Origin of the sequence: Mesorhizobium mediterraneum (genome assembly GCF_002284565.1) — a bacterium.
GTDB classification, from domain to species: Bacteria; Pseudomonadota; Alphaproteobacteria; order Rhizobiales; family Rhizobiaceae; genus Mesorhizobium; species Mesorhizobium mediterraneum.
This window is the reverse complement of the sequence record NZ_NPKI01000015.1, coordinates 103,332-119,652: the sequence shown is the minus strand read 5'-3', so window position 1 is coordinate 119,652 and position 16,321 is coordinate 103,332. Positions and strand designations below refer to the sequence as shown.

At 63.3% G+C, this 16,321-nt stretch carries 14 protein-coding genes; 9 read left to right on the top strand and 5 right to left on the bottom strand.

Going from position 1 to position 16,321, the window contains the following annotated elements; genetic code table 11:
- The first annotated feature begins 57 nt into the window (after window positions 1-57).
- The 5 genes from CIT25_RS09935 (at window position 58) to CIT25_RS09915 (ending at window position 4,503) form a co-directional block, all read left to right on the top strand.
- Window positions 58-942 carry a DMT family transporter gene (locus CIT25_RS09935; RefSeq protein WP_164547055.1) on the top strand — a complete coding sequence of 295 codons (885 nt, stop codon included), beginning with the start codon at window positions 58-60 and terminating at the stop codon, window positions 940-942.
- 69 nt (window positions 943-1,011) lie between these two features.
- Window positions 1,012-2,034 carry a LacI family DNA-binding transcriptional regulator gene (locus CIT25_RS09930; RefSeq protein WP_095484379.1) on the top strand — a complete coding sequence of 341 codons (1,023 nt, stop codon included), beginning with the start codon at window positions 1,012-1,014 and terminating at the stop codon, window positions 2,032-2,034.
- Window positions 2,031-3,011 carry a 2-hydroxyacid dehydrogenase gene (locus CIT25_RS09925; protein ID WP_095484378.1) on the top strand — a complete coding sequence of 327 codons (981 nt, stop codon included), beginning with the start codon at window positions 2,031-2,033 and terminating at the stop codon, window positions 3,009-3,011. The genes CIT25_RS09930 and CIT25_RS09925 overlap by 4 nt, the downstream gene beginning before the upstream one ends.
- Before the next feature lie 84 nt (window positions 3,012-3,095).
- The gene (locus tag CIT25_RS09920; protein ID WP_095484377.1) at window positions 3,096-3,482 is read left to right on the top strand and encodes a hypothetical protein; all 387 of its coding nucleotides are present in this window, start codon (window positions 3,096-3,098) and stop codon (window positions 3,480-3,482) included.
- A gap of 346 nt (window positions 3,483-3,828) precedes the next feature.
- Window positions 3,829-4,503, top strand: coding sequence for an outer membrane protein (locus CIT25_RS09915; RefSeq protein ID WP_158302535.1), 675 nt, complete (start codon window positions 3,829-3,831; stop codon window positions 4,501-4,503).
- Between the two features lie 48 nt (window positions 4,504-4,551).
- On the opposite strand, the gene CIT25_RS09910 is transcribed toward CIT25_RS09915, so the two are convergent.
- Window positions 4,552-5,325, bottom strand: coding sequence for a gamma-glutamyl-gamma-aminobutyrate hydrolase family protein (locus CIT25_RS09910; protein ID WP_095484375.1), 774 nt, complete (start codon window positions 5,323-5,325; stop codon window positions 4,552-4,554).
- Between the two features lie 286 nt (window positions 5,326-5,611).
- Here CIT25_RS09910 and CIT25_RS09905 point away from each other — a divergent pair, with 286 nt between their 5' ends.
- Entirely contained in the window at window positions 5,612-6,721 is a 1,110-nt protein-coding gene (locus CIT25_RS09905; RefSeq protein ID WP_095484374.1) for a TRAP transporter substrate-binding protein, read from the top strand.
- A 61-nt stretch (window positions 6,722-6,782) separates the two neighbouring features.
- Here CIT25_RS09905 and CIT25_RS09900 read toward each other — a convergent pair whose 3' ends face one another.
- From CIT25_RS09900 to CIT25_RS09885, 4 genes are all read right to left on the bottom strand, one after another.
- Complete coding sequence (locus CIT25_RS09900) at window positions 6,783-7,805, bottom strand: zinc-dependent alcohol dehydrogenase family protein (protein WP_095484373.1); 1,023 nt, start codon at window positions 7,803-7,805, stop codon at window positions 6,783-6,785.
- Window positions 7,806-7,824: 19 nt separating this feature from the next.
- Entirely contained in the window at window positions 7,825-9,588 is a 1,764-nt protein-coding gene (locus CIT25_RS09895) for a TRAP transporter large permease (RefSeq protein WP_095485050.1), read from the bottom strand.
- Entirely contained in the window at window positions 9,588-10,172 is a 585-nt protein-coding gene (locus CIT25_RS09890) for a TRAP transporter small permease subunit (RefSeq protein WP_065006078.1), read from the bottom strand. The genes CIT25_RS09895 and CIT25_RS09890 overlap by 1 nt, the downstream gene beginning before the upstream one ends.
- A gap of 254 nt (window positions 10,173-10,426) precedes the next feature.
- A complete protein-coding gene (locus tag CIT25_RS09885) occupies window positions 10,427-11,332 on the bottom strand; it encodes a branched-chain amino acid ABC transporter permease (RefSeq protein WP_095484372.1) in 906 nt (301 codons plus the stop codon).
- 101 nt (window positions 11,333-11,433) lie between these two features.
- Between CIT25_RS09885 and CIT25_RS09880 the strand changes: the two genes are divergently transcribed.
- The 3 genes from CIT25_RS09880 to CIT25_RS09870 all read left to right on the top strand — a co-directional run bounded on the left by CIT25_RS09880 (window position 11,434) and on the right by CIT25_RS09870 (window position 16,266).
- Window positions 11,434-12,045, top strand: a complete 612-nt coding sequence (locus CIT25_RS09880) for a CGNR zinc finger domain-containing protein (protein WP_095485049.1) — start codon at window positions 11,434-11,436, stop codon at window positions 12,043-12,045.
- The gene (locus tag CIT25_RS09875) at window positions 12,038-12,571 is read left to right on the top strand and encodes a hypothetical protein (RefSeq protein WP_095484371.1); all 534 of its coding nucleotides are present in this window, start codon (window positions 12,038-12,040) and stop codon (window positions 12,569-12,571) included. Before CIT25_RS09880 ends, CIT25_RS09875 begins: the two co-directional genes overlap by 8 nt.
- Window positions 12,572-12,786: 215 nt before the next feature.
- The gene (locus CIT25_RS09870) at window positions 12,787-16,266 is read left to right on the top strand and encodes an indolepyruvate ferredoxin oxidoreductase family protein (RefSeq protein WP_095484370.1); all 3,480 of its coding nucleotides are present in this window, start codon (window positions 12,787-12,789) and stop codon (window positions 16,264-16,266) included.
- Window positions 16,267-16,321 lie beyond the last annotated feature (55 nt).

Sequence of the window (16,321 nt, the reverse complement as noted above, 5' to 3'; positions counted from 1 at the left end):
TTGACTGCTCCCCCAACACAAGACGAAAGCGCGACGCCTCCGGCGGCGATCCTTTGCATGCTTTCGGTCTATGTGTTTTTTACCTTTCTGGACACCAGCAGCAAATATCTTGTCCTGGCCGGGGTCTCGGCGTTGATCGTCGCCTGGGCTCGCTTCGCCGTCCACGTCGTGCTTGTCGGTATCTTTCTCCGCGGATGGCGCGAGCCGGCGCGCTTTCGCGCCAACAATTTGCCAGCGCATATCCTGCGCGGCGCCTTCCTGTTCGGATCGACCATTTGCAACGTCATGGCGCTGCGGACCCTGCAACTGGCCGAAACCACCTCGATTTACTTCTTCGCACCGATGGTGATCACAGCACTCGCCGGTCCGCTGCTCGGCGAATGGGCCGGCTGGCGGCGCTGGCTGGCGATCCTGAGCGGCTTCATCGGCGTCCTCATCATCACCCGGCCGGGCGTTGGCGTCTTTGGCCTTGGCCACCTCTTCGCGCTAGGCTCGATGCTGTCGAACTGTTTCTACGTCATCATGACGCGGCGCATGTCGGCCACGGAAACCTCGGAGAGCCTCATCCTCTTTTCGGCGCTGGCGCCCGCCGTGCTGCTCCTGCCGATGCTGCCGTTTTCGCTCTCCCTGCCGCAGGATGGCTGGCACTGGTTCATCTTGCTGATGCTTGGCGTCTTCGGCGCAATCGGCCACTGGCTCCTGGTTCAGGCCTATCGTCTCGCCACCACCACGGCACTGGCCCCCTATCCCTATTCGCAGATGATCTGGATGATCATTGCCGGCTGGATTGTCTTCAACCAGTTCCCCGATCGGTGGACGCTCGTCGGCGCGGCCGTCATCGTCGCCAGCGGCCTTTACATCGTCCATCGCGAGCACAGGCTCCGCGTGCGCAATCGCGCCGCCCTCGACGTCGAGATGGAAGCGCTGGCAAAAAAACTTTGATTTGCTCCCGATCGATGGCATAAGAGCCCGCCTTTAAACAGTTTAAAGAAGCTCGGGGAGCGAAGAGCGCTGGCACAGAAGATCAAGCTTTCAACGATCGCGGACGCGCTCAGCGTGTCCACGGCCACGGTTTCGCTAGCCCTGCGCGACAGCCCGCTGGTCGCCGGAACCACCCGTGACCGCATCAAAGAACATGCCCGCGCCATCGGCTATATCTACAATCGCCGCGCCGCCAGCCTGCGCACCTCGCGCTCGGGCATCGTCGGCGTTGTCGTTCACGACATCATGAATCCCTTCTTCGCCGAGATACTGCGCTCGATCGAAAGCGAGCTCGATCGCAGCCGGCAGACCTTCATCCTGTCGAACCATTACGACCAGCTCGAAAAGCAGCGCACCTTCATCGACACGCTTTTGCAACTCGGCGCCGACGGCGTCATCATGTCGCCGGCCATCGGCACGCCGCCCGAAGACATCCTGATGGCCGAGGAAAACGGCTTGCCGGCGGTGCTGATCGCGCGCACCGTCGAAGGCGCCGACGTGCCGGTGTTTCGCGGCGACGATGCCTACGGCACCGCGCTTGCCACCAACCATCTGATCTCGCTCGGGCACAAGCGCATCGCCATGGTCGGGGGCACCGACCAGACCTCGACCGGCCGCGACCGCTACCAAGGCTATGTCAATGCCATGGAGGCGGCCGGGCTGGAGGTCAGGCCGTCCTGGCGCATCGCCGGTCCGCGCACCAAGCAGGCCGGCTTCGAAGCCGCTGGGCAGTTCCTGGCGCTGAAGGACAAGCCTACCGCGGCCTGCTGCTGGAACGACCTCGTCGCCATCGGCCTGATGAACGGCATCGCGCGCGCCGGGCTGGTGCCGGGCATTGACATATCCGTCACCGGCTATGACGATCTCGAGGAGGCCGCGATCGCGACGCCGGCGCTGACCACCGTCTGGAACGGCCAGCGCGAGGTCGGTCGCCGCGCCGCCAGCGCGCTGCTCGACAAGCTCAATGGGCAGATGGTGCGGCCGTCGCAGGAACTGATCAAGCCCGAACTGCATGTGCGCCAGTCGACCGGCAAACCGGTGGAACGTGCATGACAGAAGCCGAACAGCAAACAGTCGCCATTCTGGTGCCGGGCCAATTCAACGACCACGCGGTCGGTCGCATCGACCGGACGTTTAGCCGCGTGGGGATCGAACGGCCCGATGCGTCACTGGTCACCGATGAGCTGCGCCGCTCGGTGCGCGGCATTGCCGCCTTTGGCGGCATAAATGCCGCACTGATGGATGCGTTGCCGAACCTCGAGATCATCGCCAATTTCGGTGTCGGCTATGATTCGGTCGATGTCCGTCACGCCGCGCAGCGCGGCATCATGGTGACCAACACGCCTGACGTGCTGACCGAGGAGGTCGCCGACACGGCGCTCGGGCTGCTGATCAACACCGTCCGCGATCTGCCACGCGCCGAGACCTGGCTGCGCGACGGCAGTTGGAAGCGCAAAGGCAACTATCCGCTAAGCCGGCTGACCTTGCGCGGCCGCAGCGTTGGCATCTTCGGCATGGGCCGCATCGGTCTCGCCATTGCCCGGCGGCTGGAGGCCTTTGGCCTGCCGATCGCCTACCACAACCGGCGCCAAGTCGAAGGCCTGCCCTACGACTATCACCAGACCCTGAAAGGCCTTGCCGAGGCGGTCGACACGCTGATCTCGGTAGCGCCCGGCGGCGCCTCGACCGAAAAAGCGGTCAACGCCGAGATCCTGTCGGCGTTGGGCGCTGACGGCGTCTTCGTGAACATCGGCCGTGGCAGCACGGTGGACGAGGCAGCCCTTGCCGCAGCCCTTGCCGACGGCACCATCGCCGCTGCTGGGCTCGACGTCTTCGCCGACGAGCCGAACGTGCCGCAGGCGCTGCTCGCCGCCCCCAACACCTCGCTTTTGCCGCATGTCGGCTCGGCCTCGGAACATACCCGCCGCGCCATGGCCGATCTGTGCGTCGACAATCTGGTTTCCTGGTTTTCCCGGGGAAAGGCGCTGACGCCGGTGCCGGAGACGGAAAAGGTAAAGGCGCAGAGCTGAGCGGTGACCTTTCATATTTATTAACGTCGGCTTAACGCTTTGAAATCATTCTGTATCTCTCGCCAAATAAGCAGAGAATACAGGATGAAAGCACTTGCCGCATTGATGGCGGCCGCCGCGCTGTTCGGTAGCGTTCAGCTGCTTCGCGGCGGTGGTGGCGAAGCAGCCAGTGAGCCAACGCCGCCGTCCGGCAGCTACAAGCTGGTGGCCAATGGCGACGAAGCGTCCTGCGCGGTCAAGCGCGGTGCCGAAATTTCCGATGGCCTGTCGCTGCTGACGGTCGCTGCGAACTGCCGCCGGATTTTACCCGGCATCGAGCGCGCGAAATTCTGGCGTGAGCAGGATGACGACACGATCGCCTTCAGCGCGAACGGCATCGACCCGATCGTCACTTTCGCCATCGCCGACGGCGACGGTTATGAATCCTACGCACCGGCCCTGCCGCTGATGTCGCTGGCGGCCAGCAACTGAACTATTCCGCGGCAGCGCGCCCGATTTTGCCATAGCTTGTTAGTGTACCACATCGCCGAAGGCGCGGAGTATCTTTGCCGAGACGCTCTCCGACTGTGACGATCGTGCCGTCGGTGGCGGCCGCCTCGATCTGCAGCTTCGGGCCAAGCTAGTCGACCGCCGGCTGCTGATCCCGATGGCGGAAACCGTGTAGGTGAGCATCAAAGGCCTAGCCGGAGAGCGGCATTCGGCAGAAAAGCGTGGCCTTTCTGCAACGCCAGGTTAGAAAGAAGCTTCAGGACACGTAAGCGCTTGCATTGCAACCGAAGCGCGATCGTTATGCCCCATTCAATTAGGGGGCACTTACGTGAAATCGATCCTACTCGCATCGACTATTCTCTTGGCCGTTTCGGGCAGCGCTTTTGCTGCTGACTCGATTGCCGCGGCTCCGGTGGGCTACGAATGGAGCGGCTTCTATGTGGGTGCACAACTGGGGTACGGCTGGGGCGACGTCGATAGTCACGACGTGGATATCTTGGACCCCAGTTTTTCCGACTGGGCTGACTCCTGGAAAACTGACGGAGTGATAGGCGGTATTCACATCGGCTATAATCAGGCCTTCAATTCGATCGTTCTCGGTGTTGAAGCCGATATCGAAGCCTCGGGAGCGAGTGGCTCCGTTGATTCGACCTTTGCCGGCAAGATCAAAACCGATATCGACGTTCAGGGTTCGCTGCGGGCGCGTCTCGGCTACGCGATGGGACCGGCCCTCCTGTACGCCACGGGCGGTCTCGCGGTTGCTCACTTCGACACCAAATATGACGATGGCACAACGACTGACAGTTCTTCCCATACGAAGGCAGGGTGGACGCTGGGCGCCGGTGTCGAATATGCCTTCGCGCAAAACTGGACGACGCGCGTCGAGTACCGCTACAGCGATTTCGGCACGTTCACTGACAATCCGGCGACCGACAGTGAATTCCTTTACCCGACCGAAGTGACCACTCAATCTGTTCGCTTCGGCGTCAGCTACAAATTCTGATATGGGTTGATCGCGGGTTCTGCGCCAAGGGCCGGACCCCGCGATCGTCTATTCCGCGGCGGCGCGCGCGCCGGATTTCGCCGCGGCGTGCAGGCGCACGGCGTCGCCGAAGGCACGGAATATCCTTGCCGAGACGCTGTCCGACTTGACCCAGTATTCGGGATGCCACTGGACGCCGACGGCGAAGGCGCGAGCGTCCCGCACCGAAACCGCCTCGACCGTGCCGTCGCTGGCGACCGCCTCTATCTGCAGCTTCGGGCCGAGCCGGTCGACGGCCTGGCGATGCACCGAGTTGACCATTATGTCGCCCGCCCCGAACACACCGGCGAGGCAGCTTCCGGGCTTGATCGAAATGGCTTGGCGGATGGCGAAACGTTCGTCCTGATTGTCGCTCGCCGGCGCGCGATGGTCCAGCGAACCCTCGCGCTCCTGGATTTCGGTCGCCAGCGTGCCGCCCAACGCCACATTCATCTCCTGGATGCCACGGCAGATGGCGAGCAGCGGCACGCCGCGCTCAACTGCCTTGCGGATCAACGGCAGCGTCGTGGCGTCGCGGGCAGGATCGTAGGGACCATTGGCCTCGCTGGCATCGCCGCCATAGAGCGACGGATGCACATTGGACTTCGAGCCGGTGACCATGACGCCGTCGACCGATGACAGGAGTTCATCGAAATCGAGCCGGTCGCCGAAGGACGGCACCAGCAACGGGAACACGCCGGCGGCCGAAAGCGCCGCCTCCAGATATTGCTGCGGAGCGGCATGCCAGGTGTAGTTGTCGAACTGGCGGACGTCGGTCGATATGGCGACGAGCGGCTGCTGCATTTTATCCGGGTCCATTCAGTGCAGGGACATATTCTGCCTTTAAAATAGGCGATCCGAACGCGCTTTGCCATGACAAGTTTCGGCATGTCGCATGGGCCACGGAGCGGTCGTTAGACTATAGTTGCAGGAGGCGCGTTCACCTCGCGAATTTCGTGGAAACGCCGCCGGCAAAACCGGCTGCCAAGCTGGACTCGACTTCTTGCCCGTGTATTGTTTGCCGCGAAGCCGATCCGGGGAACAGAGCATTTTCCGTACGTCGGTCTGTTGATCCAATAGGGAGGACTTCATGGATCGTCGATCATTCATCCGCAAGGCCGGCGCGACCGGTGTGGGCGCCGCAGCGGCTACAGCAGCGCTTGCCGCGCCGGCCATCGCTCAATCCAATCCGAAAGTGACCTGGCGCCTGGCGTCGTCCTTCCCGAAATCCCTGGACACGATCTATGGCGGTGCCGAGGTCTTTTCCAAGATGCTTTCAGAGGCAACCGACGGCAATTTCCAGGTCCAGGTCTTTGCCGCCGGCGAACTGGTGCCCGGCCTGCAGGTTGCGGACGCCACCACCGCCGGCACTGTCGAAGCCTGCCATACGGTGGCATATTACTATTGGGGCAAGGACCCGACATGGGCACTGGGTGCCGCGGTTCCGTTCTCGCTCAACGCCCGCGGCATCAATGCCTGGCATTACCACGGCGGCGGCATCGACCTGTTCAACGAGTTTCTGGCTACGCAGGGCCTTTTTGGCTTGCCGGGCGGCAATACCGGCGTGCAGATGGGCGGCTGGTTCCGCAAGGAGATCACCACGGTCGCCGACCTTTCGGGCCTCAAGATGCGCATCGGTGGCTTTGCCGGCAAAGTGGTGCAAAGGCTAGGCGTCGTGCCGCAGCAGATCGCCGGCGGCGACATCTATCCGGCGTTGGAAAAAGGCACCATCGACGCTGCCGAATGGGTCGGCCCTTATGACGATGAGAAGCTCGGCTTCTACAAGGTCGCGCCCAACTATTATTATCCCGGCTGGTGGGAAGGCGGGCCGACCGTCCATTTGATGTTCAACAAGGCGAAATACGAAGAGCTTTCGCCGGCCTACAAGGCGCTGGTGCACACCGCCGCGCAGGCCGCCGACGCCAACATGCTGCAGAAATACGACTATCTGAATCCGGCGGCCGTGAGGCGGCTGGTGTCCGGGGGCGCCAAATTGCGCCCGTTCAGCCCGGAAATCTTGGCAGCCTGTTTCGAAAAGGCGAACGAGGTCTATGCCGAGATGGAAGCCTCGAACGCGCCGTTCAAGAAGATCTGGGACTCGATCAAGGCCTTCCGCAAGGAGCACTATCTCTGGGCGCAGGTGGCCGAATACAATTACGACACCTTCATGATGGTCCAGCAGCGCACCGGCAAGCTCTGACAACCGTCACGGCGCCACGCGTTCTTCGGACGCGTGGCGCCGTGACATTTCGATTTGCCGATCAGCGCGGCACCACCAGAACCTTGACTTCACCTGGCGCAGGCGGGTTGGCGATCACCGCGGCCGCCTCCTCAAGCGTTACCTGCCGTGAGATGAGCTTGTCGATCTCGATCGCACCCGAGGCGATGAGATCGGCGGCCCGGCGATGCGTAAACGGATTGAGGAACGAGCCCAGAACCTTCAATTCCCGGAACAACAGGTCGAAGGGTTCGAATTCCGCCTTCATGCCTTGAGGCATCACGCCGACGATGACAACCGTGCCGCCGGCCTTGGCAAGCCGCATCGATTGCTCGACCGTCTCTCTTACGCCAGCACATTCGAACACCACATCGACACCGCCCGGCAGCAGACCCGACGGGCCGCCGACCGTATCGATGATATCGCAAGCGCTGGGGTCGACCGTCGCTGTTGCGCCCAATTCTTCGGCGAGGGCACGCCGCGAGGCCTGACGCGTCGACAGGATGATTGTGGTCGCGCCGGCAAGCCTCGCCAGTTGCACGGTGAGCAGGCCGATCACGCCGCCGCCAAGCACGGCGACCGAGGAGCCGGGCTTTATCCGGGCCAGGTCCATGCCATGCAGGCAGCAGCCAAGCGGCTCGCAGAACGCGCCATGCGTCGGCTTCAGGTCCTTCGGAAGGAGAAAAGCCTGCTTCTGAGGCAGCACGACATATTCGGCGAAACCGCCGTCGCGGCGGATGCCGATGGCAATCAGATTATAGCAGAGATTGATGCGACCGGCATGGCAGTGCGGACAGCGCCCGCAGGCGATGTTGGGATCGCCGGTGACGCGATCGCCGACCGAAAAGCCGGACACAGCGGTTCCAATCGCCTCGACGATCCCGGAGAATTCATGTCCGAGCGTCACCGGCGGCGTACAGGGAAATTCGCCATGGAAAAGATGCCGGTCGGTGCCGCAGACGCCGCACGCCTCGATCCGCACCAGGAGGTCATCCGGCCCGGCGGATGGTTTGCCGACCTCGCGCAGGGCAATGCTGCCCACGCCCTCCAGCCGCACCGCTCTCATGTCTGTCGGGCCTCCAGCATCAATTGAAACTCGGCGGTTGGGACAGATCGGATGCCGGCGCTGCTGGCTTGGCAGGCGGCGGTTCACCGAAACTCGGCGGCTGCGACAGATCCGGTGCAGTCGGCGCCGTGCCGCCATCCGCCGGCGGTGCGCCGAGCGGCGACAGGCTTGGCGTTTCCGGCACCTGGTAATCGATCGTGCCCGGATCGACTGGCGTGCCCTTGTAGTGCATCACCATCTGCGGGAAGGCGATGGTCAACCCGATCATGATGACCTGGATGCAAACGAAGGGAACCGCCCCCCAATAGATCTGGCCGGTTGTCACCGGCGCGATCTGCTTGCCGGTGAGGCGGTCGAGATAGGGCACGCGGGCGGCGACCGAACGCAGGTAGAACAGCGCGAAGCCGAAGGGTGGATGCATGAAGCTGGTCTGCATGTTGACGCCGAGCAGCACGCCAAACCAGATCAGGTCGATGCCGAGCTTGTCGGCGGCCGGCGCCAAAAGCGGCACGATGATGAAGGCGAGCTCAAAGAAATCGAGAAAGAAGGCGAGCAGGAAGACGAGTATGTTGACGCCGATCAGGAAGCCGACTTCGCCGCCCGGCAGCGAGGTCAGGAGATGCTCGACCCAGATATGGCCGTTGACCCCGTAGAAGGTCAGCGAGAACACGCGCGCACCGATCAGGATGAACAGCACGAAGGACGACAGCCGCGTCGTCGACGCCAGCGCCTGCTTGATCACATCCAGCGACAGCCGCCCTTTCATTGCCGCCATGATCAGCGCGCCGACAGCGCCCATGGCGCCGCCCTCGGTCGGCGTGGCGATGCCCAGAAAGATGGTGCCCAACACCAGGAAGATCAGCGCCAGCGGCGGGATCAGCACGATGATCACCTGCTGCGCCAGCCGCGACATCATGTTGATGTTCAGGCGCTGGTCGGCGATCGCCACGACATAGATCAAGACCACGCCGATGGTGGCGCCGAGAATGTCGGCGTTCTGGCCCTGCGAGGGCGCAAGGTAGCGATAGGCCGCATAGGAAACCACGACCGTCGCCAGCACCGCGAACAGCAGCGATAGGACACCGTGGCCGAGCGTGCGGGCCTCCAGCGGCAGGGCCGGCATCGATTTCGGCCGGACGATCGACATGATCACGATATACATCGTGTAAAGGCCGGTCAGCACCAGGCCGGGGATCAGCGCGCCCGCATACATGTCGCCGACCGAGCGGCCGAGCTGGTCGGCCAGAACGATCAGCACCAGCGAGGGCGGAATGATCTGGGCGAGCGTGCCCGATGCGGCAATGACGCCGGACGCTACACGGCGATCATAGCCGTAGCGCAGCATGATCGGCAGCGAGATCAGGCCCATCGCGATGACGGAAGCAGCCACCACACCCGTGGTTGCGGCAAGCAGCGCGCCGACGAAGATCACGGCATAGGCGAGGCCGCCGCGGATCGGTCCGAACAATTGGCCGATCGTATCGAGGAGGTCCTCGGCCATGCCCGATCGTTCGAGCACGATGCCCATGAAGGTGAAGAACGGGATGGCCAGCAGCGTGTCGTTCGACATCACCCGGCTGCCGTAGAAATTGTCCGGCAGTGCGTGCAGCAGCGGCCAGGCGAGATTGATCGAGCCGCCCGAATAGGGCGACAGGAGGACGCCGATAAAGAAGAACAGCAGGCCGTTGGCGGCGAGCGAAAACGCGACCGGATAGCCGATCAGCATGAAGATGATCAGCGAGGCGAACATGATCGGCGCCATGTTCTGCGCGATGAACTCGATCACGAGCGCACCTCTTCGGCGAGCGCCTTCGCCTCAAGTTCGGCCTGCTCATGCACCGATATGAACGGGGTGGGATCGTCCATGTCGCCGCGCATGATGGCGATCTTCTTGATGATCTCGGAGATGCCCTGGAGCGCGAGCAGGAAAAAGCCTACCAGCAGGATCGCCTTCGCCGGCCAGATGATCAGCCCGCCTGAATTGTTAGACATTTCGCCGCTGCGAAACGACAGCGAAACATAGGGGACGAAATAGATCACCATCAGCGTCACGAACGGCATCAGGAAAAAGAGGTGACCGAGAAGGTCGATCCAATGCTGCACGCGGCGCGAGAACATGCCGTAGACGATGTCGATGCGGATATGGTCGTTCTGCTTCAGCGTATAGGCGGCGGCCAGCATGAAGGCGGCGCCGAACAAATACCACTGCAGTTCCAGCCAGGCGTTCGACGACATGTCGAACGTCTTGCGGATGACGGCATTGGCGGCGCTGACCAGAATTGCCAGCAGGATCAGCCACGACACCCATCTGCCGATGAATTCGTTCACACGGTCAATGGTTCTGGATAGAGCGAGAAGCCCTGCCATGCATTCCTCCCTTTACGCATCGGCCCGAAAATCGGTGTCGATTTTCGGAAAGCACGATGCGTGACTCAAAGTGTCAGCGGCGGCCGATTCCCGCTTGTTTTTCGTCGCGCCGCTGTGGCCCAACGGTATGCCGTGCGTGGCCCGGCGGGTCAACACGGCGCAAGCCGAGTAAACAATCTTGTGAGGTGAGCAAGGGCGAAACAGCCGCCTGACCGAGCGTCATGCAACCAAAGTCTACCAAATCCCGAGGCGGTTCAGGCAATCTTGCTCTGGTCGCGGCCGGCGCCGACCAGCATCAGCATGGCGACGAGGAACAGATACATCCAGGCGTCGCGCCACTCGACCGGGAAATAGCCGGCCCATAGCGATTCGGCCATGCCGAAGGCGGCAGCGCCAAGTGCTGCCCGCAACGGCGAGAGATAGCCGCCCACCGCCGTCACGAAAAGGATTTTCAGCCCGTAGACCAGGCCGGAGCCGAAGCTGATGTTGCCATAGTAAAGGCCGGCAAGGACGCCGGCCAGCGCCGCGCAAAGGCCGCCGGCGAGCACTGCGTGCCGAAACACCGCGCGCACATCGACGCCGCACATGGCCGCGGCTTTGGGGTCGTCGGACACGGCGCGCCAGCGCCGGCCGAAGCTAGAGCGGGCGAACATCCAGGCGGCGAGCCCTATGGTTGCCGCGACGACTGCGCAGTCGAGCAACTGGATGAGCGTCAGCGTGGCATTGAAATTGGCTCCCCGCGCAAAAATGATGGGCTGGGCCAGCATTGGCGGCAGCCACAGGTCGTGGGTGTTGGCGGCGATGCGGCTTACCTCTGACAGGAGCAGCAATATGCCCAGCGTCGTCACCACAATCGCGTTGGGCGTGCGGTCGACCAGCGGCTCGAAGATGCTACGCGACAGGACATGGCTGATCAGCGCCGCATACAGGAACGCAGCGACAATGCCGAGCGCGACGGCCGCGAACAGGGTCAGCCACAGGGCCTGATAGCCGAAGGCTGCGGTGAGGATCATCGTCTGTCCGCAAAAGGCGAACAGCGCGCCGTAGGCGAGGTTCGTCCGGTGCAGAATGCCGTTGGTCAGCACATAGCCGAAGGCGAGCAGCGCATAGAGCGCGCCGGAATGCAGTCCGTTCAGGACCTGCTGGAAGAAATAGAGCATGCGAACGTCCTTGGATCGCGGAAAACCGCGTCCATGCGAAGCAGATTTGCATCGGGTAATCTAACTTGTCAAACGCGATTTATCGGTTAGAAATGGCGCTCATGACGGTTTCCTGGACTCCGCACCGCTTCACTGGTGGCCTTCTTGCACTCGATACGGCGAACACCGTCGTGCTGCGTGGCGATCCCCAGAAAACCTTCGACCGGCTCAAAGATCCGGCAGAGATCGCCCGTTTCGCCGACGCGGCAAGCGTCTTTCGCGCCGCCGAGCTTGGCGGCAGGCGGCTCGAAGCGCCGTTGCCGGGTAAGATCGCGCCGGTCGTGCTGGCGATCCGCGAGACGACCGACCGGCTGTTTCGTGGTGCGGCGTCGAAAGGCGCGGTCGCCACGGGCGATCTGCCTGGCTTCCTGGAGGCCTGCGCCGAGGGTCTCGCGCACAGCCGCACCGAAATTCGTGCGCCGGGACGGCCGTTCGGCGATCCGGCGACGCCTATCGCCTTCGAGGCGGCACTGGCGGTTTCGGCACTGTCGCTGCTACAGGGCGACACCGTCGCTAGGTTGAGGGTCTGCCCCAACTGCACTTGGCTGTTCCTCGACCGAAGCCGCAATTCCAGCCGTCTTTGGTGCGACATGGCGGTGTGCGGCAACCGCCAGAAGGCGAGCCGCCATTATCGTCGCCGCCGAACGGCAGCCGGAGGGACAGCCAATGTCTAGGAAAATCTTGCGTCTGGTCGGCGCCGCGCTCGTGGCAGCGACGATGCTCAGCGCCTGCCGCGATACCGGCAGGGACGGCGAAGGCAGATTGTTCGAGATCTCCGGCAAGCTGTTCGTCTTCAACTACCGCCTCGCAAGGGCGACCTATGTCGTCACGCTGAGACCGTTGCAGCCTATGCAGGAAGGGCAGGTCGCGGTCGCCAGCTTCCAGAATCCGGCCGGCGGCGAGCCGTTGGTCGTCGAGCAGAAAGTCTGGCCGAAGCTCGGCAAGGTATCGCTGGAGAGCCCGGCGCTTTTCTGCATCGTCAAGGACAAGCCCTATGCGATCTCGATCAGCATCAAGGATGCCGACGGTGCGGTTCTCCAGAAGATCGACACCACGCTGATGTCGACGCAGGACCAATCGGTCCTGCCCGACCGGCCGCTGGTCATCGACCAGCTTTATACGCCCAATCCCGAGCTTGCCGGCCATCCTGACGGCAAGCTACCGGGCGCGCCTAAGCCCGACTGTTCGAAGGCCGGCTGACGCGTCGCCGCCGGTATCGGCTGCGGCCGGAATTTTCATGCGCTGGCGAGCAACCGATGTGCGGTTTCTTACACCATCGGGCGCGGACCGGATCGTTTGTTGCGCTTCGCCTTGGTATCTTCGATTTTGTTTGACCTGCCCGGCAAGGGAAGAAACACTGTAGCATCCGATCCCGACGTTGGCTGTGCTTGCGGCCTCCGCAGAGGAAATGCCTAATGACGCTGCATGATGTCGCGCTCGACGACAAGTTCGACTTGGGAAAGGAGCGCATCTTCCTTTCCGGCGCGCAGGCGGTCATCCGTATGCTTCTGATGCAGCGCGAGCGCGACCGGCGGGCTGGCCTGAACACTGCCGGCTTCGTCTCCGGCTATCGCGGCTCGCCGCTCGGCGGGCTCGACATGCAGCTTTGGAAGGCCAGGAAGCAGCTCGCCCTGTCGGACATCGTCTTTCAGCCCGGTCTCAACGAGGAACTGGCAGCCACCGCCTGCTGGGGATCGCAGCAGGCCGAATTGCTCGGCGAGGGCACGCATGACGGCGTCTTTTCGGTCTGGTACGGCAAGGGACCGGGCGTCGACCGCTCCGGCGACGTGTTCCGCCATGCCAACCTCGCCGGCTCGTCCAGATATGGCGGCGTGCTTGCCCTGATGGGCGACGACCACATGGCCGAATCCTCGACCAACGCGCACGCCACCGAATTCCTGTTCGTCGACACCATGGTGCCGATTCTCAATCCGGCCGGGGTTCAGGAGATCATCGACTACGGGCTCTACGGCTTTGCCATGTCGCGTTTCGCCGGCACCTGGGCGGCGATCAAATGCGTCAAGGACAACATCGAATCGACGGCTTCGGTCGATGCCGCGCTCGAACGGCTCGATATCGTCGTCCCGGACTTCGACATGCCGCCCGGCGGTCTCAATATCCGCAACGAGATCGACATGCTCGGCCAAGAGGAACGGCTGCATGAGTACAAGCGCGCCGCGGCTTCGGCCTTCATCCATGCCAACGGGCTGAACCGGATCGTCTATTCCGGTGGACGTGCCCCGAAGCTTGGCATCGTCACCATCGGCAAGAGCTATCTCGACGTTCGCCAGGCGCTGGAAGACATCGGCGTCGACGAGGTCGCCGCCAACCGCATCGGCATCAGGCTGTTCAAGGTCGGCTGCCCGTGGCCACTTGACCTGCAGCACATCGCCGACTTCGCTCGCGGCCTCGACACCGTCGTCGTCGTCGAGGAGAAACGCTCGCTGATCGAGGTGCAACTGCGCGAGAACCTTTACGGCACCGCCACGCAGCCGGTCATCGTCGGCAAGAAGGACGAGCGCGGCGACGGGCTGTTCCCGGCCAAGGGCGCCCTCGATCCCAACGACATCGCCATAGCGCTCGGCGAGAGGATCTTGCGAACGATCGGTCCGTCGGACGAGATTGCCGCACGGGTGGCGAAACTTCGCCAGTTCCAGGCGATGCTCGCCGACACGTCAGACATCGCCTCGCGCACGCCCTTCTTCTGCTCCGGCTGCCCGCACAATTCCTCGACCAAGGTGCCGGACGGCTCGCTCGCCGCCGCCGGCATCGGCTGCCATTTCATGGCGCTTTGGATGGACCGCAACACCGTTGGTTTCACCGCCATGGGTGGCGAGGGCGCGCAATGGGTCGGCCAAGCGCCGTTCTCGAAGCGCGACCACATCTTCCAGAATCTCGGCGACGGCACCTACAACCACTCCGGCGCGCTGGCGATCCGCTTTGCCCTGTCGACCGACGCCAACATCACCTACAAGATCCTCTACAACGACGCCGTCGCCATGACCGGCGGCCAGCCGCACGAGGGCGGCCTGACGGTGGGCATGATCGCCAGGCAGGTGCGCGCCGAGGGTGTCGAGCGCATCGCCATCGTCACCGACGAGCCGGACAAATATGCCGGCAAGGTCGAATTCCCCGTCGGCGCCACCATCCATCATCGCGACGACCTCGACCTCGTCCAGCGCGAATTGCGCGCGGTCAGGGGCACATCCGTGCTGATCTACGACCAGACCTGCGCCGCCGAAAAGCGCCGCCGCCGCAAGCGCGGCACCTTCCCCGATCCCGACAAGCGCGTCTTCATTAACGAGCTGGTCTGCGAAGGCTGCGGCGATTGCGGGGTGCAGTCGAATTGCGTGTCGATCCAGCCGGTCGAGACCGAATTCGGCCGCAAGCGCAGGATCGACCAGTCCAGCTGCAACAAGGATTTCTCCTGCATCAACGGCTTTTGCCCGTCCTTCGTCACCGTGCATGGCGCCAAGATCAGGAAGGCCGAGGGTATGGCCGGCACGACCGATCCGCTCGACGGCGTGCCCGCGCCCGCCGAATTTCCGCTCGGCGAACAAGGCTGGGCGGCGATCATCGACGGCGTCGGCGGCACCGGCGTCGTCACCATCGGCGCGGTGCTCGGCATGGCGGCCCATCTCGAAGACAAGGGCTGCGGCATGATCGACATGGCCGGCCTTGCCCAGAAGGGCGGCTCGGTGTTCACCCATGTCCGCATCGCGCAGAACCCGGACGATATCCATGCCATCCGTGTTTCGGCCGGGAAGGCCGACCTCGTGCTAGGCTGCGACCTCGTCGTGTCGGGCGCCCAGAAGGTGCTCGCCGCGGTGCGCGAAGGCCACACGATCTTCCTCGCCAACACCGCCGAGATCATGCCCGGCGAGTTTACCCGTTCGGCGGATTTCTCGCTGCCTGTCGAGCGGCTGAAAAAGGCGATCCGCACTGCCGCCGGCGAGGATAAGGCGCATTTCTTCGATGCCACCCGCACCGCCACCGCGCTGTTCGGCAGCTCGCTCGGCGCCAACATGTTCATGCTCGGCTTCGCCTTCCAGCATGGCGGCTTGCCGCTGTCAGCCGAGGCAGTCGAAAAGGCGATCGAGCTCAACGGCCAGGCCGTGGCGATGAACGTCTCAGCCTTCCGCTGGGGCCGCCGTGCCGCCCACCAGCCGGATTTCGTGCGCGGCCTCGTTGCCCAGCCGGGCAAGACTGCACAGACGGCCGCTGTCGCCGAAACGCTGGACGACATCATAGCCCGCCGCGTCGCCTTCCTCACCGCCTATCAAAGCGCCGCCTATGGCAAGCGCTATGCCGACAGACTGGCCGCGCTGCGCAAGGCTGAAGCCAAGGCGGTGCCCGGTTCGACCAATGTGACCGAGGCCGCCGCGAGGAACCTGTTCAAGCTGATGGCGATCAAGGACGAATACGAGGTGGCGAGGCTCTATACCGACGGCTCCTTCGCCGCCGAGCTGGGCAAGCAGTTCCAGAGCTACGACAGCCTGGAATTTCATCTCGCGCCGCCAATCATGGGCAGGCGCGGCAAGGATGGCAAGCCGAGGAAATCGAGCTTCGGTCCCTGGATGATGAAGGGGTTTCGCCTGCTGGCAGCGATGAAAGGATTGCGCGGCACGGTCTTCGATGTGTTCGGCTACAGCACCGAGAGGCGTATGGAACGGCAGCTTCTTGTGCAGTACGAGGCTGACCTGGAGCTTGTCGCCGCAGCACTCGCGCCGGGCAAGGTCGAGGCCGCCGCAGCGCTTGCCTCGGTGCCGGCGCTCATTCGTGGCTATGGTCACGTCAGGCAGGCCAGTGCCGAAAAGGCCGCTGGCGAGCGCCAGAGGCTGCTCGATCGGTTGGCAAAGACGCCGGTACGGCGGGAACTCCAGGCCGCCGAGTGATCGATATGCCCTATTTACCTGAAACCTGCCTCACGTTGGGTCAACGGGGTTGGTG